Consider the following 18,349-nt stretch of genomic DNA (forward strand, 5'->3'; position numbering starts at 1 on the left):
TGACTGGCGAGCACGCGATCATAGATCTGCAGCATGAACATCGGACCTGTCAGCATCAACAGGTTGATGACCAGACTCAAGACCCCAACGCCCGCATACCCGGACCGAGACGCCGCAAACGCCTCAGAAACCATAGGGCGCTTTGGCTGCCCACTCTTCGATGTACTCATAGATACTCCCGAAACCACCTGGCCCCAAACTTCAGTGCGCGTCACGTCCTCCCAAAGAACGATAGGACGCCTGTTACGCTACAAAACTCGTGGTATGCCCCAATAAAAATTGTGGTCTCCATAGTATGTAAATCGCACACTATTTGAAAGGGGTAAGACGCTTAATTTTGCTCATGCATTGAAAATGAGGGAAATACCGCAAACTTATGATTTGATTAAATAATTATGCAACCTGCCATCGCGGCAGGTCGCACATTTTTCTACCTCTTATACAAACGTGAAATCGTCTGCATTGATGAGGCTGGAATCAACACCTGAAAGGGAGATGGAACCACCGTCGTAGCTGACGAGTGTGTCTGTACCAGTGTCCTGAATCGTAAGGTCTGCAAAGCTGTCTGCACCGCTTTCAAATCTCATAAAGTCAAGACCATTGGAGAAGTCAACGATCGTGTCTGCACCGCAGTTGATGTTGAACACGAAGGTATCACGACCAGAACCGCCGGAAAGGGTGTCATCACCGAGACCACCTTCAAGGGTATCGTTACCAGCATTGGCATAGAGACCGTTGTCGGCATCGTTACCAATCAGCTCATCATTACCTGAACCAGAATAAGCATGCTCAATCACGGTATCACGCATGATGGTCATGTTGCCGGTCAGGCCGTTTACGTCAGAGTAAGTCTCTTCCACCAAAGAGATTTTCTGGTCAGCGCGGACAGAACTGAAGTTGATGCTGTCATTGCCGCCATTATCCATAATGGTGAACGTGGCCGGATTCAGGTCTGCAATGTCGTCGTAGTAACCGCCAGCGGTGGAGTTTTCACCGTAAACGGTGGACCCGGTGCGCAGATCGGTTGCTGTGCCGTACAGGTCCTGCATGGCAAGGATGTCTGCAATCATTGGCGTGACGACGTAAGCGCGGCTTGCGTCCACGTTGGTGTTCTCCACCTGATCGAAGTAGGACATGACTGTGCCCTGCCAGGAATCGTTGGAGTAATGGTTGTCCACGCCATAAGTCGCGCTGCCGTTGTAGTTGCCAGCATGACCCAGACCGAGAGCGTGACCGATTTCGTGTACGTAAGTCTGGAAGGCATAACCGTCCAGGCCGGTGCCGTAACGAGCAACCCAACCGGTGCTCACATTCACGGTTGAAGAAACGATAGTGCTGCCGCGTGTGCTCGAGTTGGCATACGCGCCACTGTCGTTGTCGTCAAATGTGATCTGAGCACCGGAGTTGACGGACCGGAACTCGATGCCAGTGACTTTTGTCCAGGCTTCCAGAGCTTTGGTTGCAAGCTCCCGGCCTGCTGAGTTCAAACCGTTGAGGTTCACGGTGAGGGACTCGCCCGGGCTTACGTCAAACGCACGACGACCACGGCCATTGCTGTTCCAGTAACCGTCGGTCAGCTGGTTTGCGATCTGGTCGTTAGTGAATGCGTTTGGATCGGTCGGCGGGTCAGTTGGGCCACCGTCAGAGTCAACGGAGATTCTATAGTCCCCGGTGTAACGGTCATTGTAGGATGCTGCGCCGATGTAGTAGGTGCCGCTGGATGTTGCGGTGAAGGTGATTTCGGAGTTGCGTCCGCTGCCGCCATCATCGTCTGTTGCAATTTCGTTTGTGTTGGAATCGAAAAGGTACAGGTATGTATCGGAAACGCCCCCACTTCCGATGCCATCCATTGAAATGGTGTAAGTTACTCCGGCCTCTACCTCGAGTTTAATTGCATCTTTATCGCCAGAAAAACTCAGCGTTCCCTCAAAAGTGTCACCCGATGAAATAGAGTATGGAGTGGTCGTGCTATATGGCGCATCACCTCCTTCAATAACTCTTGCCTCTTCAACGTGATTATCTCTAAACATATTATCTCCCCTAGAGTAATAGTAGTAGTAAACCACCTAAACGTATGAGGGATGCACTGAAAGGCAATATAAATGATCTTTAGATTCACAGAAGAAAGTAGTATTAACATATCTACTGGTTGAATCATTGACGAGCCCTCTGTGTGTGAATAGAATACAAAATATATTATTTTAGGTATAAAACATTTGAATATTTCAAATATATCAATTCAATATCTTAATATATTTGGATAAAATAAGTTTGCCTACTGATAAATAATTCTAAAAACTGACCAGTTGATCAAATAATTGTAGTATGTTTTTCTTCTGATCTATTCTAATAAAGAGATATTTAATACTTAAATATATTTGTTGATTCGAAGAATTTATCAATTCACGAAACTGTGAGATTGCTGGCAACATGCCTGTATATACGTGAAAATGCGTGATTTTGGTGGAACGTTTTATCAAATTAACGGAATTCATCCGGCAAGTTGACCTTTAGGTAAGTGAGTATGCTGAAGTGAGCTCATAAAACACCCCGGTCAATGGGGCTTGACCAGGGTGAGTTGCGGGCAGGGTACGTCTCTACCCAGGGGAAATATATTCCTGAATGGCTCAGGAGGAGATTCTCCGCCCCTGGGTACGCTTTACAGATACGCGAGGCTGGAAAGCGAGATGGAGGCGGGGCGGAGAACGTTCCTGTGAGTATCTTCAGCCGGCGGAGGGGTGCAGAGCGAAGAGTGTCGTCACAGGTTCGCCATAAATTGCTGGTTCAGGTCGATTCCGTAGCCCGGTGCGGTTGGCTTTTCAAAGCCACCATCCACCAGCTCGGCTTCTGGTGTCACCAGATACTTGCGCAGCTCCCCGTCACAGAAGTCCGGATGCGCATACTCAAAGTAAGGCGCGTTGCCGACTGCGAACTGATAATGGATCGCTGCCGCTGAGGTGATGCCTGTCTTCCAGTTGTGCGGCATCACCTGCACATTGTGCGCGGTCGCCATCTCGGTGATCCGGCGCAGCTCTGTCAGGCCACCGCAACGGTTATAGCCAGACTGCAGCAGATGCACCTTGCCTTTGGTGATCCTCAAAGCGGGTGGTGCTCATTTCCGCACCGCAAATGCGGGAGCGGGTGTTTTCTACCAGTTTGGCGTGGCCGCTCAGATCGTCGTGCTGCAAAGTCGCTTCTGCGAAGTACAGCTTCAGATCCTCAATGGAATTGAGCAGGCGTGCAACGTCATACCAGTCTGTAAAGCGGCATTCCGGCCTTTTTGGCCTTAATGTCCCATGCTGCAATGTCGATTGGAGACTTCGCTGGCAGTCCACCCCAGGTGCAGCGTGCTCCAAGCCAGTTGTTGAGTTCCTGAGTCATCAGCGGATTTTTGCCGATGAGACCAGGAACGATGGTACGCAGAGATTCAATGATGCACCGATCAAAGAAGTTCTCTGTGTAGCTCATAGTTGCGCCAAGACCCTCGGTTCCATCCTCGGTGAACAGGCGTACAATGTTGTTGGTGTACAGCAGAGGTTCCTGATTATCCGCCCAGGGAATAGGGGGCGCATTCTCATCAGCCAAAGCATAAAGCTCGACCCGGCTAATTCTGCAGTCTTCCATTTTTAACTCCCAGTGTGCCTTGAGGCACCTTCCTTATTGCCCGACTTTTTACAGAGCGCTGCCAGCCGCACGCATCGCCTCGCGCAGCTCTTTTGTGTCGACATCTCTGTAGTTGATCGCTTTGTCGATTTTCTGTTTTGTCGCCACAGACGCCGCATGTCCCAGCTCAAAGCACTGGGCAGTAACGCGGGCAGAAGCGAGCGCTTCGTGTTCGGCGCTCAGGCACCGTCCCGCGACAATCACGTTGTCCAGTTCTTTCGGCACCAGTGTGCCGTATGGAACCTCATAGTAATCTTCCATCAGCCAGTGCAGTTTGCTCTTCTCACCGGCGTGCATCTCAATCGGCCAGGAGGAGCGGACCACGCCGTCCTCAGGCTTGTCGCAGTTTGCAACATGCTCGTTTGTCAGGGTGGTTTCGCCGCTGATGGTCCGTGTCTGGCGAATGCCCACTTCCGGTGGCATGTCAATCAGCTGGGACTCTTCAAAGCCTTTGATCTTGTCCTTGAAGAAGCGGTGATACGCGCGCGCCTGACGACGGCCATAGACTTCCGCGTATGTGAAATCAGCAGGGTCCACCACGTTCAGCAACCGGTTGTCCTGACCTGCCAGACGGGTACAGTTCATCAGGAACACGCCCTTCTGCGGGGTTGGGAACACCCAGACCTTGTTGCGGGGTGTGTCGTACTCTCTGCTCTCGAAAGCTGTTTTTAGCTGTTCGATCATGTCAGGCGGGCAGATGGTGTTCTTGCCGAAGTAATCGTAGAAATCGCTTTCCACCACGTCTGACAGACGGAAGATCATGGTCGGGTTCTGAATGGCACCCTTATCGCCGAAGCTGTACTCACACCCCGCTTTCGTCACGAGAGCCGCATCTCCTGACGTATCAATGAATGCTTTTGCTTTGAGGAAAGTGCTGCCTGCCTTAGAGTCTACACGGATCGCGGTGATCTCATCGCCATCGCGGACTACTTCGGTCATGTAGGTGTGGTAGAGGCACTGAACGCCGGATTCCTCAAGCAGATCGTCCGCTGCTTCGCGCCAGATCAGCGGATCAAAAGTCACCACGTGGGTGTTGCCGTAGATTTGTGGGGCGGTGGCACCGCCTTTGGCCAGCAGGCGAGCACGAAACTCTTCTGCGAAACCGAAAACAATTTGCTTGGCGTCTTTGCTTTCGATGTCGTCCTGGGTGAGGAACAGACCGCAGATAGTACCTGACAGGCCGGCAACTGCACCGCCGCCACAAAACCCGTTTTTCTCGATGAGGATTGTCTTCAAACCGCTGCGGGCACTCATAACAGCCGCAGCAACACCAGATGGGCCACCACCGCAAACAACAACATCTGCTTCAGCAAGAACAGGAGATGCGGTTTCTGCTAGGGCAGTCTCTTTCCAGTTTTTCATGGGTGCTTACCTTGTATGCCACAATTTATGGCTGTTTGCTTTAGTTCTGAGTCCATGAGGACAGTTTTCGGAAACATATCTTCAAAACTGACATATTAGCAACCTTAAAAGCAAAAACTGGCGGCTAGAGCAATGGTAATAACCCTTAGAAATCGATAAATATCATGAAATATTGGCTTCTGGGATGCCGATAATGATGTACTGACATGTCAGTTAGTTTCAGTGAATTTCAGAGTATCGGTTCATGATAAAGCCCTAATTACTTTAGCTTTTTTAGTTTATCTAAAATTCGCAAAGCGCAGAGGTTCCATGAAATCCAAGTGGTTTTTGCGTGACAGAATGACACAATGCCGAAGACTGATAGGTTACATTATTTAGGAGGGGTCCAGAACTGATATGGCAGCCAAGTGAAAAACCGCCAAACAAGATCCAATCGGCTGACATAGCAGCAAAAGAAAAGAAGAGACCGCTGGCAAATCGGGAATGCACTGTGCTACACTGTGATACAACTGACGCAGAAATAATGCTTTTAAAACAGGGGGTAACCGTGGCTCACCAGAAAACTCAGGCTGAGCTTGCGCGCACGGAAATTGAGAGAAAGTTGTTTTTCAACGAGCTTGATGTTTCAGCTCTGTACTCTGAAAACAAACTCGCCTCTCTGTTGGATCTGGGCCGAACGCCCGTTCGTGAGGCGCTTCAGGCGCTGGAGCAGGATGAGATGCTGGCCATCCATCCGCGCAAAGGGGTTCAATTCCTCTCCATCACCGCAGAGCAGCAATTGCAGCTGCTGGAAGTGCGCAAGCAGATTGAGCCGATCTGCCTGAGATTTGCAGCCATGCGCGCCTCAACCGACCAGCGCCGCGAGATGCTGGCGCTCGGGTCACTCATCGTGCAAAGCGCCAAGGATGAGGATGAGAAGTCGCTGCTGTCCAATCTGCAGGACATCCACCGCATCGTGACGGAAGCGACCAACAACCCATACTTCCACCATAGCCTCGCTCGCGTGCAGAGCCAGTCACGCCGGTTCTGGTTTGCCAACAAAGACAAATCAGACAACTTGCTGTGCTCGTATCATCATGAAGCAATCATGCGCGCGGTTGCCATGGGCAATGAGGACGAAGCCGTCAAGCAATCCGGCTTGCTGCTGGAGCACTTGACCGAATCTGCTTTCAAAGCCCCCAAACTGGGCTGAGCAGATGCAATCTAAGCATTGAATTGAGAGCGGGTGAGTCGCAAGACCTGCCCGTTTTTTCGTGCCAATATGCGGTTAATCCACGCCTTCGACGATCACGGTTTCCACATCAGCGATGCCAATTCGAAACTCGCGGGCGGTCTGGTATTCGGGGGAGTTGTAGCAGTTCAACGCGTCTTCCATGCTGTCAAACTCCACGATGACATGACGATGGTATTCTTGACCCTCGAGTTGCTCCGCCCTTTCGCCGCGCGCAAGGATGCGGCCAGTGTGTTTTCGCAGAACGCTTGGAGCGGCCTCGATATAGAACCGATAGATATCAGGATTTTTGATATTGACGCGGGCAATCCAATAGGCTTTTGGCATCTGTTTTTTGTTCCTGAATCAAAGGTTTCTGACCGGCGGCAGACCATAATCTTTGGGTCTCACGGGAGCCAGATCATTGTCGTTCGTGCATTATAGAGCGCTTGCCTGAAGGCGTTACTACCGGCTTTTGACCAACCAAAAATTCAAGTGAATCTGACGCTAGGGCCGTTTCTTAAAATGCGCTCAAAATAGGCAAAATAGAAAATTGTTCTTGATTAAACGGCGAGCTTTGCTAGTTTGCTAACACGAATTAGCAATGGATTGATGTTGCCTTTTCCGGGAAGCAAAGGGCTGGCCTGAGAGCGTTTGTCGGAATACGACGGCATCAGCCTGAAGACGGAATCACGAGGCGAGCAGCCTCTCTGGTTCTTCATAGTACATTTATTCGCGGCGGACTTCTGAGCTTTCTTCAACCCTGCTGGAAGTCTGGGTGTTTGTTTGACCCGCCCGGTGGTGGCGGGCACATGGTGTGAATGGGGGCTTAAGTGCTTAAAGGGATCAACCCGATCATTTTCCCGGACCTGTTAAAGATCCTGCACGAGATGGGACATGGAGATGAGATCGTGTTCAGCGATGCGCATTTTCCGGCCTATTCCGTTTGCGACACCGTGCTGCGTGCTGATGGGTGCGAAGCGACAGATCTGCTCAAAGCCGTCATGCCGCTTTGGGAGCTGGACCAGTATGACCCCGAAAACGTGATGATGATGGCCGCCGTGGAAGGCGACCAACTGCCGGATGGACTGGTGGACGACTACCAGAGCGCTCTGCCTGCAGGAGCTGAAATCACCTTTGTTGAGCGGTTTGCGTTCTATGAAAAAGCCAAGAAAGCCACCTGCGTTGTGGTGACAGGCACGACACGCAAGTATGGCAACGTCATTATCAAGAAGGGCGTGATCCAGAGCTAAAGCGCTTCCCCGCCAAGTGGGTCCGGTGTTCGGATTGGGGGGATGCGTGCAAATGAGACAACGGTGACTGCGGCAAAACTCTGGGAGGAGCAGCGCCAGCAGTCAGGTATCAAACGGGTGTCTCAACCATTTCATTTTGCTGATCTGCAAGCGCAGCACCAGTCGGGATCTGTGCGTTCTCACTGAGGTTTGCAGGCCAGTATTGGGGGGAGAAAAAAATGAATACCATCGTCAGGATGACGGGTATTGAAAAGACGTTTCCGGGTGTGCACGCCCTGAAGAATGTGCAGTTTGACTTGCGTGCCGGCGAAGTTCACGCCCTGATGGGAGAGAACGGAGCTGGCAAATCCACCTTGATGAAAGTTCTTTCCGGTGTTTACACCCGTGACGACGGCAAGATTGAAATCAACGGTACAGCGGCTGACCCAAAAGGGCCGCGAGAAGCGCAAGACCTCGGAATAGGCATCATCCATCAGGAACTCAGCCTGATGAACGATCTGACAGCAGCGCAGAACATCTTCATTGGCCGCGAGCCGCGCCTGAGGTTTGGACGTCTCGATGAGGCTGCGCTCAACCAGAAGACCCGCGACATCTTTCAGAGCATGGCGCTGGATTTGCAGCCTGACGTGCTGGTTGGCAACCTGACCATTGCCAAGCAGCAGATGGTGGAGATCGCCAAGGCACTCTCCTATCGCTCGCAGGTGCTGATCATGGATGAGCCGACCGCCGCGCTGAACGACAAGGAAATCGCCGAGCTGTTCACTATCATCCGCCGTCTGAAAGCGGAAGGCGTGGGCATCATCTATATCAGCCACAAGATGGACGAGCTGAAACAGATCTCCGATCGCGTCACCGTCATGCGTGATGGCGAGTATGTGGGCACCGTCCCTGCTGCTGATACGCCGGTCAACGAGATCATCTCCATGATGGTTGGCCGTGAGGTGAAAGAGGAAGCCGTTGAGGTGCCGGACCTTTCAGCGGCAGACGTTGCGCTGGAAGTGAAAGGCCTGAACCGCGGCACTGAGATCCGTGATGTCAGCTTTGCGCTCAAAAAAGGCGAAATCCTCGGCTTTGCTGGCCTGATGGGGGCGGGGCGCACAGAAGTGGCCCGTGCAATCTTTGGCGCAGACCCGCTGGATTCAGGTGAAGTCTGGGTGGATGGCCACAAATGCAAGATCAACAGCCCGTCAGATGCCGTGCAGGTTGGCATTGGTTATTTGTCAGAGGACCGCAAGCACTTCGGCCTGGCAACAGGCATGGATGTGCGTGCCAATGTAGCTATGGCCAGTTTGGACCAGTTCTGCAATCGCCTTGGCGTGCTGAATGAAGCTGGCATGGCAGAGGTCGCCGCCAGGTACATCAAGCAGCTGGAAATCAGAACGCCCTCTGACAAGCAGGAGCTTCAGTTCCTGTCTGGAGGCAACCAGCAAAAGGTGGTCATTGCCAAGTGGCTGCTGCACGATTGCGACATCCTCATTTTTGATGAGCCCACACGCGGCATTGATGTGGGGGCAAAATCCGAGATTTATAAGCTGTTGAACTCACTGGCAGAGCAGGGCTGCGCGATCATCGTCATCTCCTCCGAGCTGCCAGAGGTTATGCGCCTCAGCCATCGCATCGCGGTGATGTGCGAAGGCCGCCTGACAGGCATTTTGCCGGGTGGCAGTTCAACATCGCAAGAAGACATTATGCGCCTCGCAACACAACGCGACCCAGCAGCGCAAATTGTGAGTGAAGTACAATGACAGACACCACCTTAACCCCGCAAAAGAACCTTATCGGTCGTTTTGTGAGCTCCGGCGCGCACCAGAAACTGCTCGCCTTTGCCAGCTTGATTGTGCTGCTCATCGGCTTTGGTCTGGCCTCGCCAAACTTCATGCAGATGTCCAACATGATCGCCATTTTGCAGGCGACATCGGTCAACGGCGTTCTGGCCATTGCAGCAACGCTTATCATCATCACCGGCGGTATTGATCTTTCCATCGGCACCATGATGACCTTCTGTGCCGTGATCGCCGGAGTCGTGCTCACATACTGGGGCCTGCCCCTGCCGCTTGGTGTTGTCGCTGCCATTGGCGCTGGTGCACTCTGTGGCCTGTGTTCCGGCACATTCGTTGCCAAAATGAAGGTGCCACCCTTCATCGCAACGCTTGGCATGATGCTGATTTTGAAGGGCCTGTCCCTCGTCATCTCCGGCACACGCCCAATTTATTTCAACGACACGCCGGGGTTTGATCTCATTTCCCGCGGCTCCGTGATCGGTGCTGTCTTTCCGGGCTTTCAGATCCCCAATGGTGTGTTGATCCTGTTCCTTGTTGCGATTGCAGCTTCCTACGTTCTGGGAAGAACTGTTCTGGGCCGCTACACCTTCGCACTTGGCTCCAACGAGGAATCCGTGCGCCTGTCCGGCGTCAACACGGATGCCTGGAAAATGGGAATTTACGCGCTTGCAGGTGGGATCTGCGGCATTGCGGGAATTCTCATCGCGTCCCGCCTCAATTCCGCTCAGCCAGCCCTTGGTCTTGGCTATGAGCTGGAAGCAATCGCTGCTGTGGTGATTGGCGGAACGTCTCTGGCCGGTGGTCGCGGCACCATCATGGGAACGCTGATCGGAGCACTGATCATGGCGGTGCTGACCAACGGTCTGCGTGTGCTTTCCGTTGCTCAGGAATGGCAGACCGTGGTGACCGGCGCGATCATCATTCTGGCCGTCTATGCGGATATGGCCCGCAAGAAAAAAGCTCATGCTTAAAAGCGGTTGGGGCGCTTTTGTCCCAGCATCTTTAGTGGAGCGAATTCTTATCGTTTGATTGAATCCAATCCAACGGAACACGCTCTAAATTATTTCATTGGGAGGAAATATTATGTTTACACGTCGTACTTTGATTGGGGCCTTGGCCTCAGCAACATTGCTTGCAACCAGCTCGCTTTCATTCGCAGCGGATAAGGTTTACATCCCGTTGATCTCCAAGGGCTTCCAGCACCAGTTCTGGCAAGCTGTGAAGGCAGGTGCCGACAATGCAGCGGCTGAGCTGAACGTTGAAATCACCTTTGAGGGCCCGGACAGTGAAGCTATGGTTGATCGCCAGATCGACATGCTAGCCGCAGCACTGGCCAAGAATCCGGCAGCAATCGGCTTTGCCGCGCTGGACAGTCAGGCCGCTATTCCACTGCTGCGTCAGGCCCAATCCGCTGGCATTCCGATCATCGCATTCGACAGCGGCGTGGAAAGCGAAATTCCTGTGGCGCTGGCCGCAACTGACAACGTTGCAGCAGCAAGTCTTGCTGCAGATAAAATGGCAGAGCTGATCGGCAAAAGCGGTAAGGTGGCCGTGGTTGCCCATGACCAGACCAGCCGCACCGGCATCGACCGCCGCGATGGCTTCCTCAACCAGATGAAGAACTATCCGGATATCGAAGTGGTTACTGTTCAGTACGGCGGCGGCGATCAGCTCAAGTCCACCGAGCTGACCAAAGCGATCCTGACAGCTAACCCGGACATCAAAGGCGTCTTCGGCACCAACGAAGGGTCTGCAATCGGTGTTGCCAACGGCGTACGTGAAATGGGCAGCAAAGATGTTGTGATCATCGGATACGATTCTGGCCGCGCCCAGAAAGATGCTGTCCGCAGCGGCCTGATGGCAGGTGCGATCACCCAGAACCCGGTCGGTATCGGTTATGAAACCGTCAAAGCAGCCGTCATGGCCTCACAGGGCAAAGACGTCCCATCCAACATCGACACCGGCTTCTACTACTACGACGCCTCCAACATAGACGACCCAGAAATCGCAGCAGTCCTCTACGACTAAGCATCTCCGGGTTATCTGACACAAAACCAAAAGGCCTCTCATCACGAGAGGCCTTTTTTGTGGCCGTGTTTTATATCTTCGCCTTGCGGAATACTGCGGGGGTGGCGCCGGTCCAGCGTTTGAAGGCGACGGAGAAGGCGGCTTGGTCGGCGAAGTCGAGCAGGAAAGCGACCTGGGCGATGCTGTCTGTTCCCACCAGCAAGCGCTTTGCCAGATCACAGCGGGCAGATTCCACCAGAGACTTGAAGTTTGTGCCTTCCTCGGAGAGTTTGCGCGTCAGGGTCCGGCGGGTCATGCAGAGTTCTTTGGCAACTTCATCGCCGCTCGGCAGGCTGCCGGGTAAGCGGGAGCGCACCAGTTTGATGACTTTGGCAGACAGGCCGGTTCGGTTTTTCGGCAGCTGGCTCAGTCGTTCCTCTCCATGCTTCAGCAAATGCTCTCGCAAAGCTGTGTCGGAAGTCGCGATCTGAAACTCGAACCCACCAGTGGGCAATCTTACGCCGTTGATTGATTGAACGCCTGTAACCTCGCAGTCTGCCAGTTGAGATAGCCGTGCACAGTGCTCCGTATCTTCGCATTCCAGCAAAACAGACATCTTCCCAAAATCATCGCCTGCAATCTGTTCTGTGCGTTTGAGCAAACCAAAAACCAGAAACTCACGATGCCTCGGAAACTGATGAGCGCTGAGAATATCACTGCTCAGGCAAATGGTGGGCTCAGCTTCACTGCCATCCAGATCAAAGCGAAGATCCGGGTCTTCCAATGCGTAGTATTTTTGCGCGAAGCGAAACACCTGTCCGATGTTGTCACTGGCCTGCGCCAGATAGGCCAGAAGTGTTTTTGCGCCAGGGGAAGCCAGTCCGGCTCGCGCAGCAAAGCTTGGGTCTTCCAAAGCCTCGCAGGCTGTTTCCAGCGCAGCGGCTTCTCGTTGCAGGTCTATTCTGGCTGTTGCGTTGCTCAGCTCTTCCACTGAAACACCGACAGCCTCCAGAATCTTGTCGAAGCCGAGAGCCGCGTTTGGCTCTCGGCCGTATACTTGCGCCGCATGGCGCAATCGGTAGGCGCTTATGCGTGTCATGCTGACTTCCACTCTGTCTGAGAGGGGCGCCTCGACATTCTTTTGCGTCGATTAGCCTCTCAAATGTCCAGAAATCAAAAATCGATGGCCAGAACTCTAAAGAACGTCCTTTGCTCATACGTTAATTTACTGAGATCAACAAACGGTGCTGCCTAGGACGGTAGCTTTCTAATCAAAGCAAAGGACATTCACCGTGAAGTCGATCATCCTTTCAAGCGTCATGGTAGTTGGCGCATTAACCACCGAAGCCTCAGCAGCAGGTGGTGAACCACGCTGGTGGGTTCCACCAGGAGAATCTGACAGTTATTCCATTGTCAGTCTTATCGTTTTCTTTCTGGCCTTTCTTTTGATTGTGCATCTTTATTCCCGCTTTGACCGCTACGCGGAACACAAGGCAAAGGGAACACCGCTTCGCACAACAGTGCCGGTGATGCTGACTGTGGCCCTTGCCTATGAAGTTATGCCGGCACTGTCTCATTTCAGCATTTTGCTTCCGGCATCCTTGATCCTCACAGCGATCGCTCGCGATTTTATGCTGTGGTGGACTCCTAAAATGCAGGAGGCAAACAAATGATTGAGCTTCTTGTAACCTCTTTTCCCTTCGTGTTGCGGGTATGGTACCTGCGCTGGAAGGGCATGCCGATTACTCTCTACAATGTGCATTATGCCTTGGTTTTGTGGGTGTTTATGGCTCTCGCCGTCTTCTTTGCGGTGTTCTATTACTACCCGAAGTCGTTCACCGGCATCGTGCCTTTCAAAACGGTTCCTGTCGTTGCCGAAAATGGCGGAACAGTTACCGAGGTCTTCGTAGAAGGTGGAGACCACGTCAAAGTGGGTGATCCATTGTTCACCACTGAAAGTGCGATGGAAAAAGCCAAGGTTGAGCATGCCAGCCGCAAGATTGATGAAATCAAGAGCGCCATTAAAACAGCGCATCTTGAAGTGGAAACAGCTGATGCAGCCCTGGATGCCGCCAAAACTGGCTTGAAACAGGCTGAAATGACACTAGCGGACCACGAAGAGCTTAAATTGAAGAACTCCGCCGCATTTCAGCGTGGCAGACATGAGCGTGCAATCTCTCAAAGAGACACAAGCGTGGCTGATGTGAAAGCGGCAAAAGCGAAGCTGGAAGCAGCTAAAGTTCAGGCCCATTCTACGCTTCCTTCTCAGTTAGCCAGTGCGAAAGCCACGTTGGAGCAGGCAGAAATTGAGCTTAAGAAAACAAAAGTTTACAGCCTGGTTGATGGTGTGGTTGAGCAAGTGACCCTGCATGTTGGAGCACGAGCTGCTCAGGCGGCAATGGCCCCCGCAATGGTCATCATCCCGGACCGGACAAAGCGTGAAGGTTCCCGAGTGGTTGCAGGTTTCTCTCAGGTTTCTCGCACAGAACTTTACGAAGGCATGGCTGCTGAGATCGCTTGTGAAAGCAACTTCAACATTGCGATGTACCACACGGTTCTTCCAGCACGGATCACTCGCATTCAGGAATCTATTTCTTCAGGCCAGATGGCACCAACAGGTCGGCTGATGGAACCAGGAGAACGTGCGAAACGTGGTCAGGTCGTAGCTCACCTCGATCTGGTCTACCCGGAACACCAGAAGTATCTCGTTCCTGGCAGTGGATGTGTTGTTCAGACTTACACAACAGACCTGAAAGATGACATGGCAGGCGGTGTAACAGCCCACGTGATCTCAGCCCTCGGCGTCATCAAAGCAGTCGGTCTTCGAGTGAAAGCATGGCTCGGCCTTGCAATCGGAATTGGCCTTGCAGGATCTACTCACTAAGAGCGCAGTTTCAAAAAGTTTCTCCCGAAGTCGGAAAGCAAACCGATCAAGAACTCAAGGATCCGGACTGGTTCCACTCGGGAGTACCATGCCAGCCCCAACTGGCAATCTGAGCAATCAGTTCTCTTCAAAGCAACCCAGTGGTCAGAGCAGTAAGGACCAACGGCGGAAACCCTGAAAGCCGAAGCAAAGCCTTACGACCACCAATAAAAAGAAGAAGAAAAATGTCTATTAAAGCCCTGACAATCGCAGCAGTTGCCCTCTCCGTTGGTTACACAGTTGACTATAACCCAAGACCTTCACAGCCTGGCACCAAATCCATCTCACCAATCTCCTTCAAGATAGGTGAGGCAAATGCCCAGACAGCAGAACGCAACGCAGCCCGCCGGACCGCACGCCGCACATCCCGCCGTGTCAATCGTCGCCAAGACATCGCAGGCTGCACACCTTACAACGCTTACTACAACTGCGGTGGCGTCTATTACCAAGCCGTCGTCGAAAACGGCGCAACAGTTTATGTGGTTGTAAATCCATAAGGGAGATTACCGTCCCTCCCAGATGTCCCACCGTCCTGGCATCATGGGTGACCAACCACAAAAGGCCTCTCATCACGAGAGGCCTTTTTTCTGTTTGCGGCTAGTGGTGAGAGTGCAGGCTGATGGATTGCGTAAAGTTGACTTGTTCTCCCACATTCCAGCTTTGACACCTTGGAATTGCTGGTTTTAGTATGGGTGGGGTGAATGGTTGGATGGAGCTCTGGGATGGTGGAACTGGGTGATCTTGCGGGGCTTTGGCAGCGGCTTGGGGGGGAGGAACTCCGGGGCATCTTTATTGGGCTCAATCGGGAGCAGGTTGAGGAGTTGGTTGCAGCGGCGGATGCGCGGCGCGTGGCAGGGCAGAAGCTGAGTGCTATTGATGGGCAGATTGTTGCGATCAAAGGGAATATTGCGCTGAAAGGGCGGGCAACGACGGCGGGCTCTGCTGTTTATGCCACCGAGATTGAAGCTGAGAATGCAGCGGTGGTGCAGCAGGTGATTGAGGCAGGGGGCATTCCCATCGGGCCTGCCAACATGACCGAGTTTGCGTTTTCTGGTATCGGGCTCAACCCCCATTATGGTAATGCACCCAACGGGTTGGATGCCGCGCTTATTCCGGGCGGCTCGTCCTCTGGCAGTGCAGCAGCGATCTCCAACGGCATTTGTGATCTGGCGATTGGCAGCGATACCTCCGGTTCTACACGGGTTCCTGCAGCCTTTCAGGGCATTTGCGGGTACCGGGCGACCATGGGGCGATATCCCATGGAAGGTGTTGTGCCGCTTGGGGCGAGCCTTGATGTGCTGGGGCCGATGGCGCGAACGGTTGACGGCATCTGCGCACTTGATGCGGTGATGAGTGGCAAAACCTTGCCTGAAAACAAGGATGTAGAGGAACGAGCATTCCGTCTTGTTGTTCCTGATCTGGAAGGCCTTGGCATTTCCGCTGAGATTATGGAGATGTTTGAGCATTGCATTGATACGCTTGTTGCAGCTGGTATCCATATCGTCCGACGTGATTTGCGACCAATTTTGAAATCGCACCTGCTGTTTGCGGAGCACGGGACATTGGTCAGCGTCGAAGCGCGGGACCAGATCTCTCAGTTCGTCGATCTAGGTGATACTAAGATCGATCCTCAGATCAAAGCCCGGTTGGAACATGCCATGCCCATGACGCCAAAGAAGCTGGCTTACCTGCGTCGGCAACGAGCTGTGCTTCAGTCAGAGGTGGAAGCACAGCTGAAAGATGATTTGCTGCTGATGCCGACTGTTCCTGATCTGCCGCCTCTCATTTCTGAGGTTGAGGAAAGCATTGAGGCCTTCCAGCAGGCGAACGCTCAGGCTTTGCGACTGACCATGATCACCGCCTTCCTGAACATGCCATCGCTCACTCTGCCGGTTGATCCGAGCATGCCATCTCATAGCATTTCCATCTGTGGTGCCGCGGTCCATGATGAGCAGGTGCTGGCGGCAGGGCGCGCAGTGGAGCACGTGCTGAGATAGCATTCAACCAATAAGCCTCCATGTTCACGCAGGTTGCTTTGCCACCTGAACATGGAGGCTGATACTACATTTATACCGTTGTTTTCTGATGTGATGACTTCCAGACCTCGACGGGCTCTTCTGAACCATCAGAGACTTCGTAGAAGCGCTCTTTAATCTGCCCATCAAGAGACAGTGTAATGACCGCGAACCCGTTGCGAACCCGAGGTTCCTTATTTTTCAATGGCGTATGCGAGTAGTAATCTATGTTTGGTTTGCCATCCAGACCGGAGGGAGCTCCATTCGGGATCGCTGCATTGCCAGAGCATCTTACTTTCGCAAACCGTCCATCTGGGCCTTTCGCAGCTGGCAGCTGGTCGCCGTAGACAACACCCAGATGAACATGACCCCAGTACCAATAGTCTGGTGTTCCCCCGAGATCAGTCAGCACTTCATTCCACAATGGTTCTTGTTTCAGGCCGTCGAAACTGATCGGATTATGATGGGTCAGGAGAATGACATCCTTGCCTTTTCTACCTCCAACGACTTGCTGTAACCAGTCTTTTTGGACGCTCGATTTACTGCCGCCCAAGGTGCCGTCCATGAAGAGTGTTGAGGCGGACGAGTAGTAGGCACTGTCGAGGCCCAGCATCATCCAGTCGCCAAACTTTAGCGCAAAGAAACTGGCTTTCTGCTGCTCGTTGAAAGGCGTGTTTGCAGGTGTCAGAGCGATCTTAAAGTAACCGTTCGCTCCATCATACATTTCGTGGTTGGAATTGAGTGTGAAGGACGTTCCGGCCATTTTGCCACCAGCAAAGCGGTCTGCGGGCCACATCTGGAGGAGGTTATCGTTCTCTTCACTGGATTCCGTGCCAGCGTAATAAACATCCCCGAGATGGATAATGTAGTCAGGATTATCAATCGTAGCGCTCTTGCTGATCGCGTCCATCACAGCTTTTGCGGGGCCGCCGTCGCTGGTGTAATCACCAGTCCCCCAATCTCCAAGGATCGCGATACTCACCTCGTTTTGATAGGTCCCCGCCACCAGATCGATGACGCCTGCTGGCGCGGTGTTGAAGGGCGCCTTTTTATTCGGGAAGAGGCTGTAGTAAATCACATAGACGAGGCAGACGGCCCACCCAACATCGGCCATCTCATATTTGCCGAAGCCCAAAATTGAGCCGTCTGACATGACAATGCCGCCAAGGTCGATTTGCTGTTTGATGGTGCTGTAATCATCCAGCAGAGGAGCCTGTAATCGTCCGCCTGTTTCCCACTCCAGAAACTCTTTTACGACTGCAAACACATCCTCGTAATCTTCGGGTGGATTGAAGGTCCAGAAGAGGGAAAGGCCGAACTCAATGTTTCCGCCTTCCAGATCGATTTGTGGAGGCGAAGACTTCAAAACACCCTGCTTGTTGAGCTCGCCAAACAGCATTCGCTCGCTGGCTTGCAAGGCTTGGTTCAGGCTAGGCCCTGCGACGACTTTCGGCTTTGTATCGGTCGTTTTCAGATGTTGCAGTTGCTCTCTGATTTGGTTGATCTTGTTTTGCAGATCGGCGTTTGGCGTGTTCATATTATCCCCCAACTGAAGCTGAAACGTGCAGCGATCTCGCGTCGAAACCGCTGCACATGAGCATCATTCCCGCAGGCATTAGGCGACCTATGTATAAAGGTTGCAATACCTGCATTCTCACAGCTCATGACCGCTTCTGGGGGATGAAGACAGTCTGAGGTGTGGGCTGGGTGCTCAGCTCATTGCCTCTGTGAAGAAGATGAGTTTGTTGTGGTCGAGATCTCTCACATAAGCTGAAATGTAAGGACCTCGCTGGTTTGGATCGCCTTCGTTGGTGCCGCCCAGGTCGATGGCCAGTTTATGAAGCCTTTTGACCTCTTCGACAGTGTCGACGCCAAAGCCAACCATCGCGCCATTTCCATGCGTTGCAGGCTTCCCATCAATGGGCAAGGCAGTCGCAAATGCAAAATTTTCATTTTGCCAATAGGTCAGCCTTTCATTGGCCGCAACTTGCTTCGGTCCGCCTTGCTCGAAGAGTGAGTCATAGAACTTGGCGGAGGCTTCTCTGTTGTTTGTTCCGACAGTGAAATAGCCAATTTTCATCGTGTGATCTCCATGTGTTGAACTCGGGTCACCTCGGTTGTATTGACAAATAGGA

General features: G+C 52.7%; 17 protein-coding genes. 9 read left to right on the forward strand and 8 right to left on the reverse strand.

Annotated features, from left to right (window positions below; genetic code table 11):
- Positions 1-437 precede the first annotated feature (437 nt).
- The 4 genes from PsAD37_RS10630 to PsAD37_RS10645 all read right to left on the reverse strand — a co-directional run bounded on the left by PsAD37_RS10630 (position 438) and on the right by PsAD37_RS10645 (position 5,025).
- Positions 438-2,030, reverse strand: coding sequence for a M10 family metallopeptidase C-terminal domain-containing protein (locus PsAD37_RS10630; RefSeq protein ID WP_063296134.1), 1,593 nt, complete (start codon positions 2,028-2,030; stop codon positions 438-440).
- 728 nt (positions 2,031-2,758) lie between these two features.
- On the reverse strand, positions 2,759-3,100 hold the full coding sequence (locus tag PsAD37_RS10635) for an enolase C-terminal domain-like protein (protein ID WP_208991821.1): 342 nt from the start codon (positions 3,098-3,100) through the stop codon (positions 2,759-2,761).
- A gap of 146 nt (positions 3,101-3,246) precedes the next feature.
- The gene (locus tag PsAD37_RS10640; protein ID WP_063296135.1) at positions 3,247-3,624 is read right to left on the reverse strand and encodes a hypothetical protein; all 378 of its coding nucleotides are present in this window, start codon (positions 3,622-3,624) and stop codon (positions 3,247-3,249) included.
- A 48-nt stretch (positions 3,625-3,672) separates the two neighbouring features.
- Positions 3,673-5,025 (reverse strand): FAD-dependent oxidoreductase, encoded by a 1,353-nt coding sequence (locus PsAD37_RS10645; RefSeq protein ID WP_063296136.1) that lies wholly within the window; start codon positions 5,023-5,025, stop codon positions 3,673-3,675.
- Positions 5,026-5,572: 547 nt separating this feature from the next.
- Here PsAD37_RS10645 and PsAD37_RS10650 point away from each other — a divergent pair.
- On the forward strand, positions 5,573-6,217 hold the full coding sequence (locus PsAD37_RS10650; RefSeq protein ID WP_057461538.1) for a GntR family transcriptional regulator: 645 nt from the start codon (positions 5,573-5,575) through the stop codon (positions 6,215-6,217).
- 75 nt (positions 6,218-6,292) lie between these two features.
- On the opposite strand, the gene PsAD37_RS10655 is transcribed toward PsAD37_RS10650, so the two are convergent.
- Positions 6,293-6,583 carry a DUF1330 domain-containing protein gene (locus PsAD37_RS10655; protein WP_063292884.1) on the reverse strand — a complete coding sequence of 97 codons (291 nt, stop codon included), beginning with the start codon at positions 6,581-6,583 and terminating at the stop codon, positions 6,293-6,295.
- Between the two features lie 485 nt (positions 6,584-7,068).
- Between PsAD37_RS10655 and fucU the strand changes: the two genes are divergently transcribed.
- The 4 genes from fucU (at position 7,069) to PsAD37_RS10675 (ending at position 11,297) form a co-directional block, all read left to right on the forward strand.
- On the forward strand, positions 7,069-7,488 hold the full coding sequence (gene fucU / locus PsAD37_RS10660; RefSeq protein ID WP_063296137.1) for an L-fucose mutarotase: 420 nt from the start codon (positions 7,069-7,071) through the stop codon (positions 7,486-7,488).
- 218 nt (positions 7,489-7,706) lie between these two features.
- Positions 7,707-9,233 (forward strand): sugar ABC transporter ATP-binding protein, encoded by a 1,527-nt coding sequence (locus tag PsAD37_RS10665; RefSeq protein ID WP_063296138.1) that lies wholly within the window; start codon positions 7,707-7,709, stop codon positions 9,231-9,233.
- Positions 9,230-10,240: an ABC transporter permease gene (locus PsAD37_RS10670; protein ID WP_063288001.1), complete on the forward strand. Its 1,011-nt coding sequence runs from the start codon at positions 9,230-9,232 to the stop codon at positions 10,238-10,240. Before PsAD37_RS10665 ends, PsAD37_RS10670 begins: the two co-directional genes overlap by 4 nt.
- A 112-nt stretch (positions 10,241-10,352) precedes the next feature.
- On the forward strand, positions 10,353-11,297 hold the full coding sequence (locus PsAD37_RS10675) for an ABC transporter substrate-binding protein (protein ID WP_057461523.1): 945 nt from the start codon (positions 10,353-10,355) through the stop codon (positions 11,295-11,297).
- 70 nt (positions 11,298-11,367) lie between these two features.
- Here PsAD37_RS10675 and PsAD37_RS10680 read toward each other — a convergent pair whose 3' ends face one another.
- Positions 11,368-12,375 carry an AraC family transcriptional regulator gene (locus PsAD37_RS10680; protein WP_208991822.1) on the reverse strand — a complete coding sequence of 336 codons (1,008 nt, stop codon included), beginning with the start codon at positions 12,373-12,375 and terminating at the stop codon, positions 11,368-11,370.
- 193 nt (positions 12,376-12,568) lie between these two features.
- Between PsAD37_RS10680 and PsAD37_RS10685 the strand changes: the two genes are divergently transcribed.
- The 4 genes from PsAD37_RS10685 (at position 12,569) to PsAD37_RS10700 (ending at position 16,196) form a co-directional block, all read left to right on the forward strand.
- Positions 12,569-12,949 (forward strand): hypothetical protein, encoded by a 381-nt coding sequence (locus tag PsAD37_RS10685; protein ID WP_153039717.1) that lies wholly within the window; start codon positions 12,569-12,571, stop codon positions 12,947-12,949.
- A complete protein-coding gene (locus PsAD37_RS10690; protein WP_063296140.1) occupies positions 12,946-14,160 on the forward strand; it encodes an HlyD family secretion protein in 1,215 nt (404 codons plus the stop codon). The genes PsAD37_RS10685 and PsAD37_RS10690 overlap by 4 nt, the downstream gene beginning before the upstream one ends.
- Before the next feature lie 224 nt (positions 14,161-14,384).
- Entirely contained in the window at positions 14,385-14,696 is a 312-nt protein-coding gene (locus PsAD37_RS10695) for a hypothetical protein (RefSeq protein ID WP_063296141.1), read from the forward strand.
- A 204-nt stretch (positions 14,697-14,900) separates the two neighbouring features.
- Positions 14,901-16,196 (forward strand): amidase family protein, encoded by a 1,296-nt coding sequence (locus PsAD37_RS10700; protein WP_208991823.1) that lies wholly within the window; start codon positions 14,901-14,903, stop codon positions 16,194-16,196.
- Between the two features lie 70 nt (positions 16,197-16,266).
- Here the strand turns inward: PsAD37_RS10700 and PsAD37_RS10705 are convergent, their stop codons facing one another.
- Together PsAD37_RS10705 and PsAD37_RS10710 are read right to left on the reverse strand one after the other, a co-directional pair.
- Positions 16,267-17,751 (reverse strand): metallophosphoesterase, encoded by a 1,485-nt coding sequence (locus tag PsAD37_RS10705; protein ID WP_063296142.1) that lies wholly within the window; start codon positions 17,749-17,751, stop codon positions 16,267-16,269.
- 174 nt (positions 17,752-17,925) lie between these two features.
- A complete protein-coding gene (locus PsAD37_RS10710) occupies positions 17,926-18,294 on the reverse strand; it encodes a VOC family protein (RefSeq protein ID WP_063288009.1) in 369 nt (122 codons plus the stop codon).
- Positions 18,295-18,349: the final 55 nt, after the last annotated feature.

The sequence above is a fragment of the Pseudovibrio sp. Ad37 genome (genome assembly GCF_001623075.1).
In the GTDB taxonomy this organism is placed as follows: Bacteria; Pseudomonadota; Alphaproteobacteria; order Rhizobiales; family Stappiaceae; genus Pseudovibrio.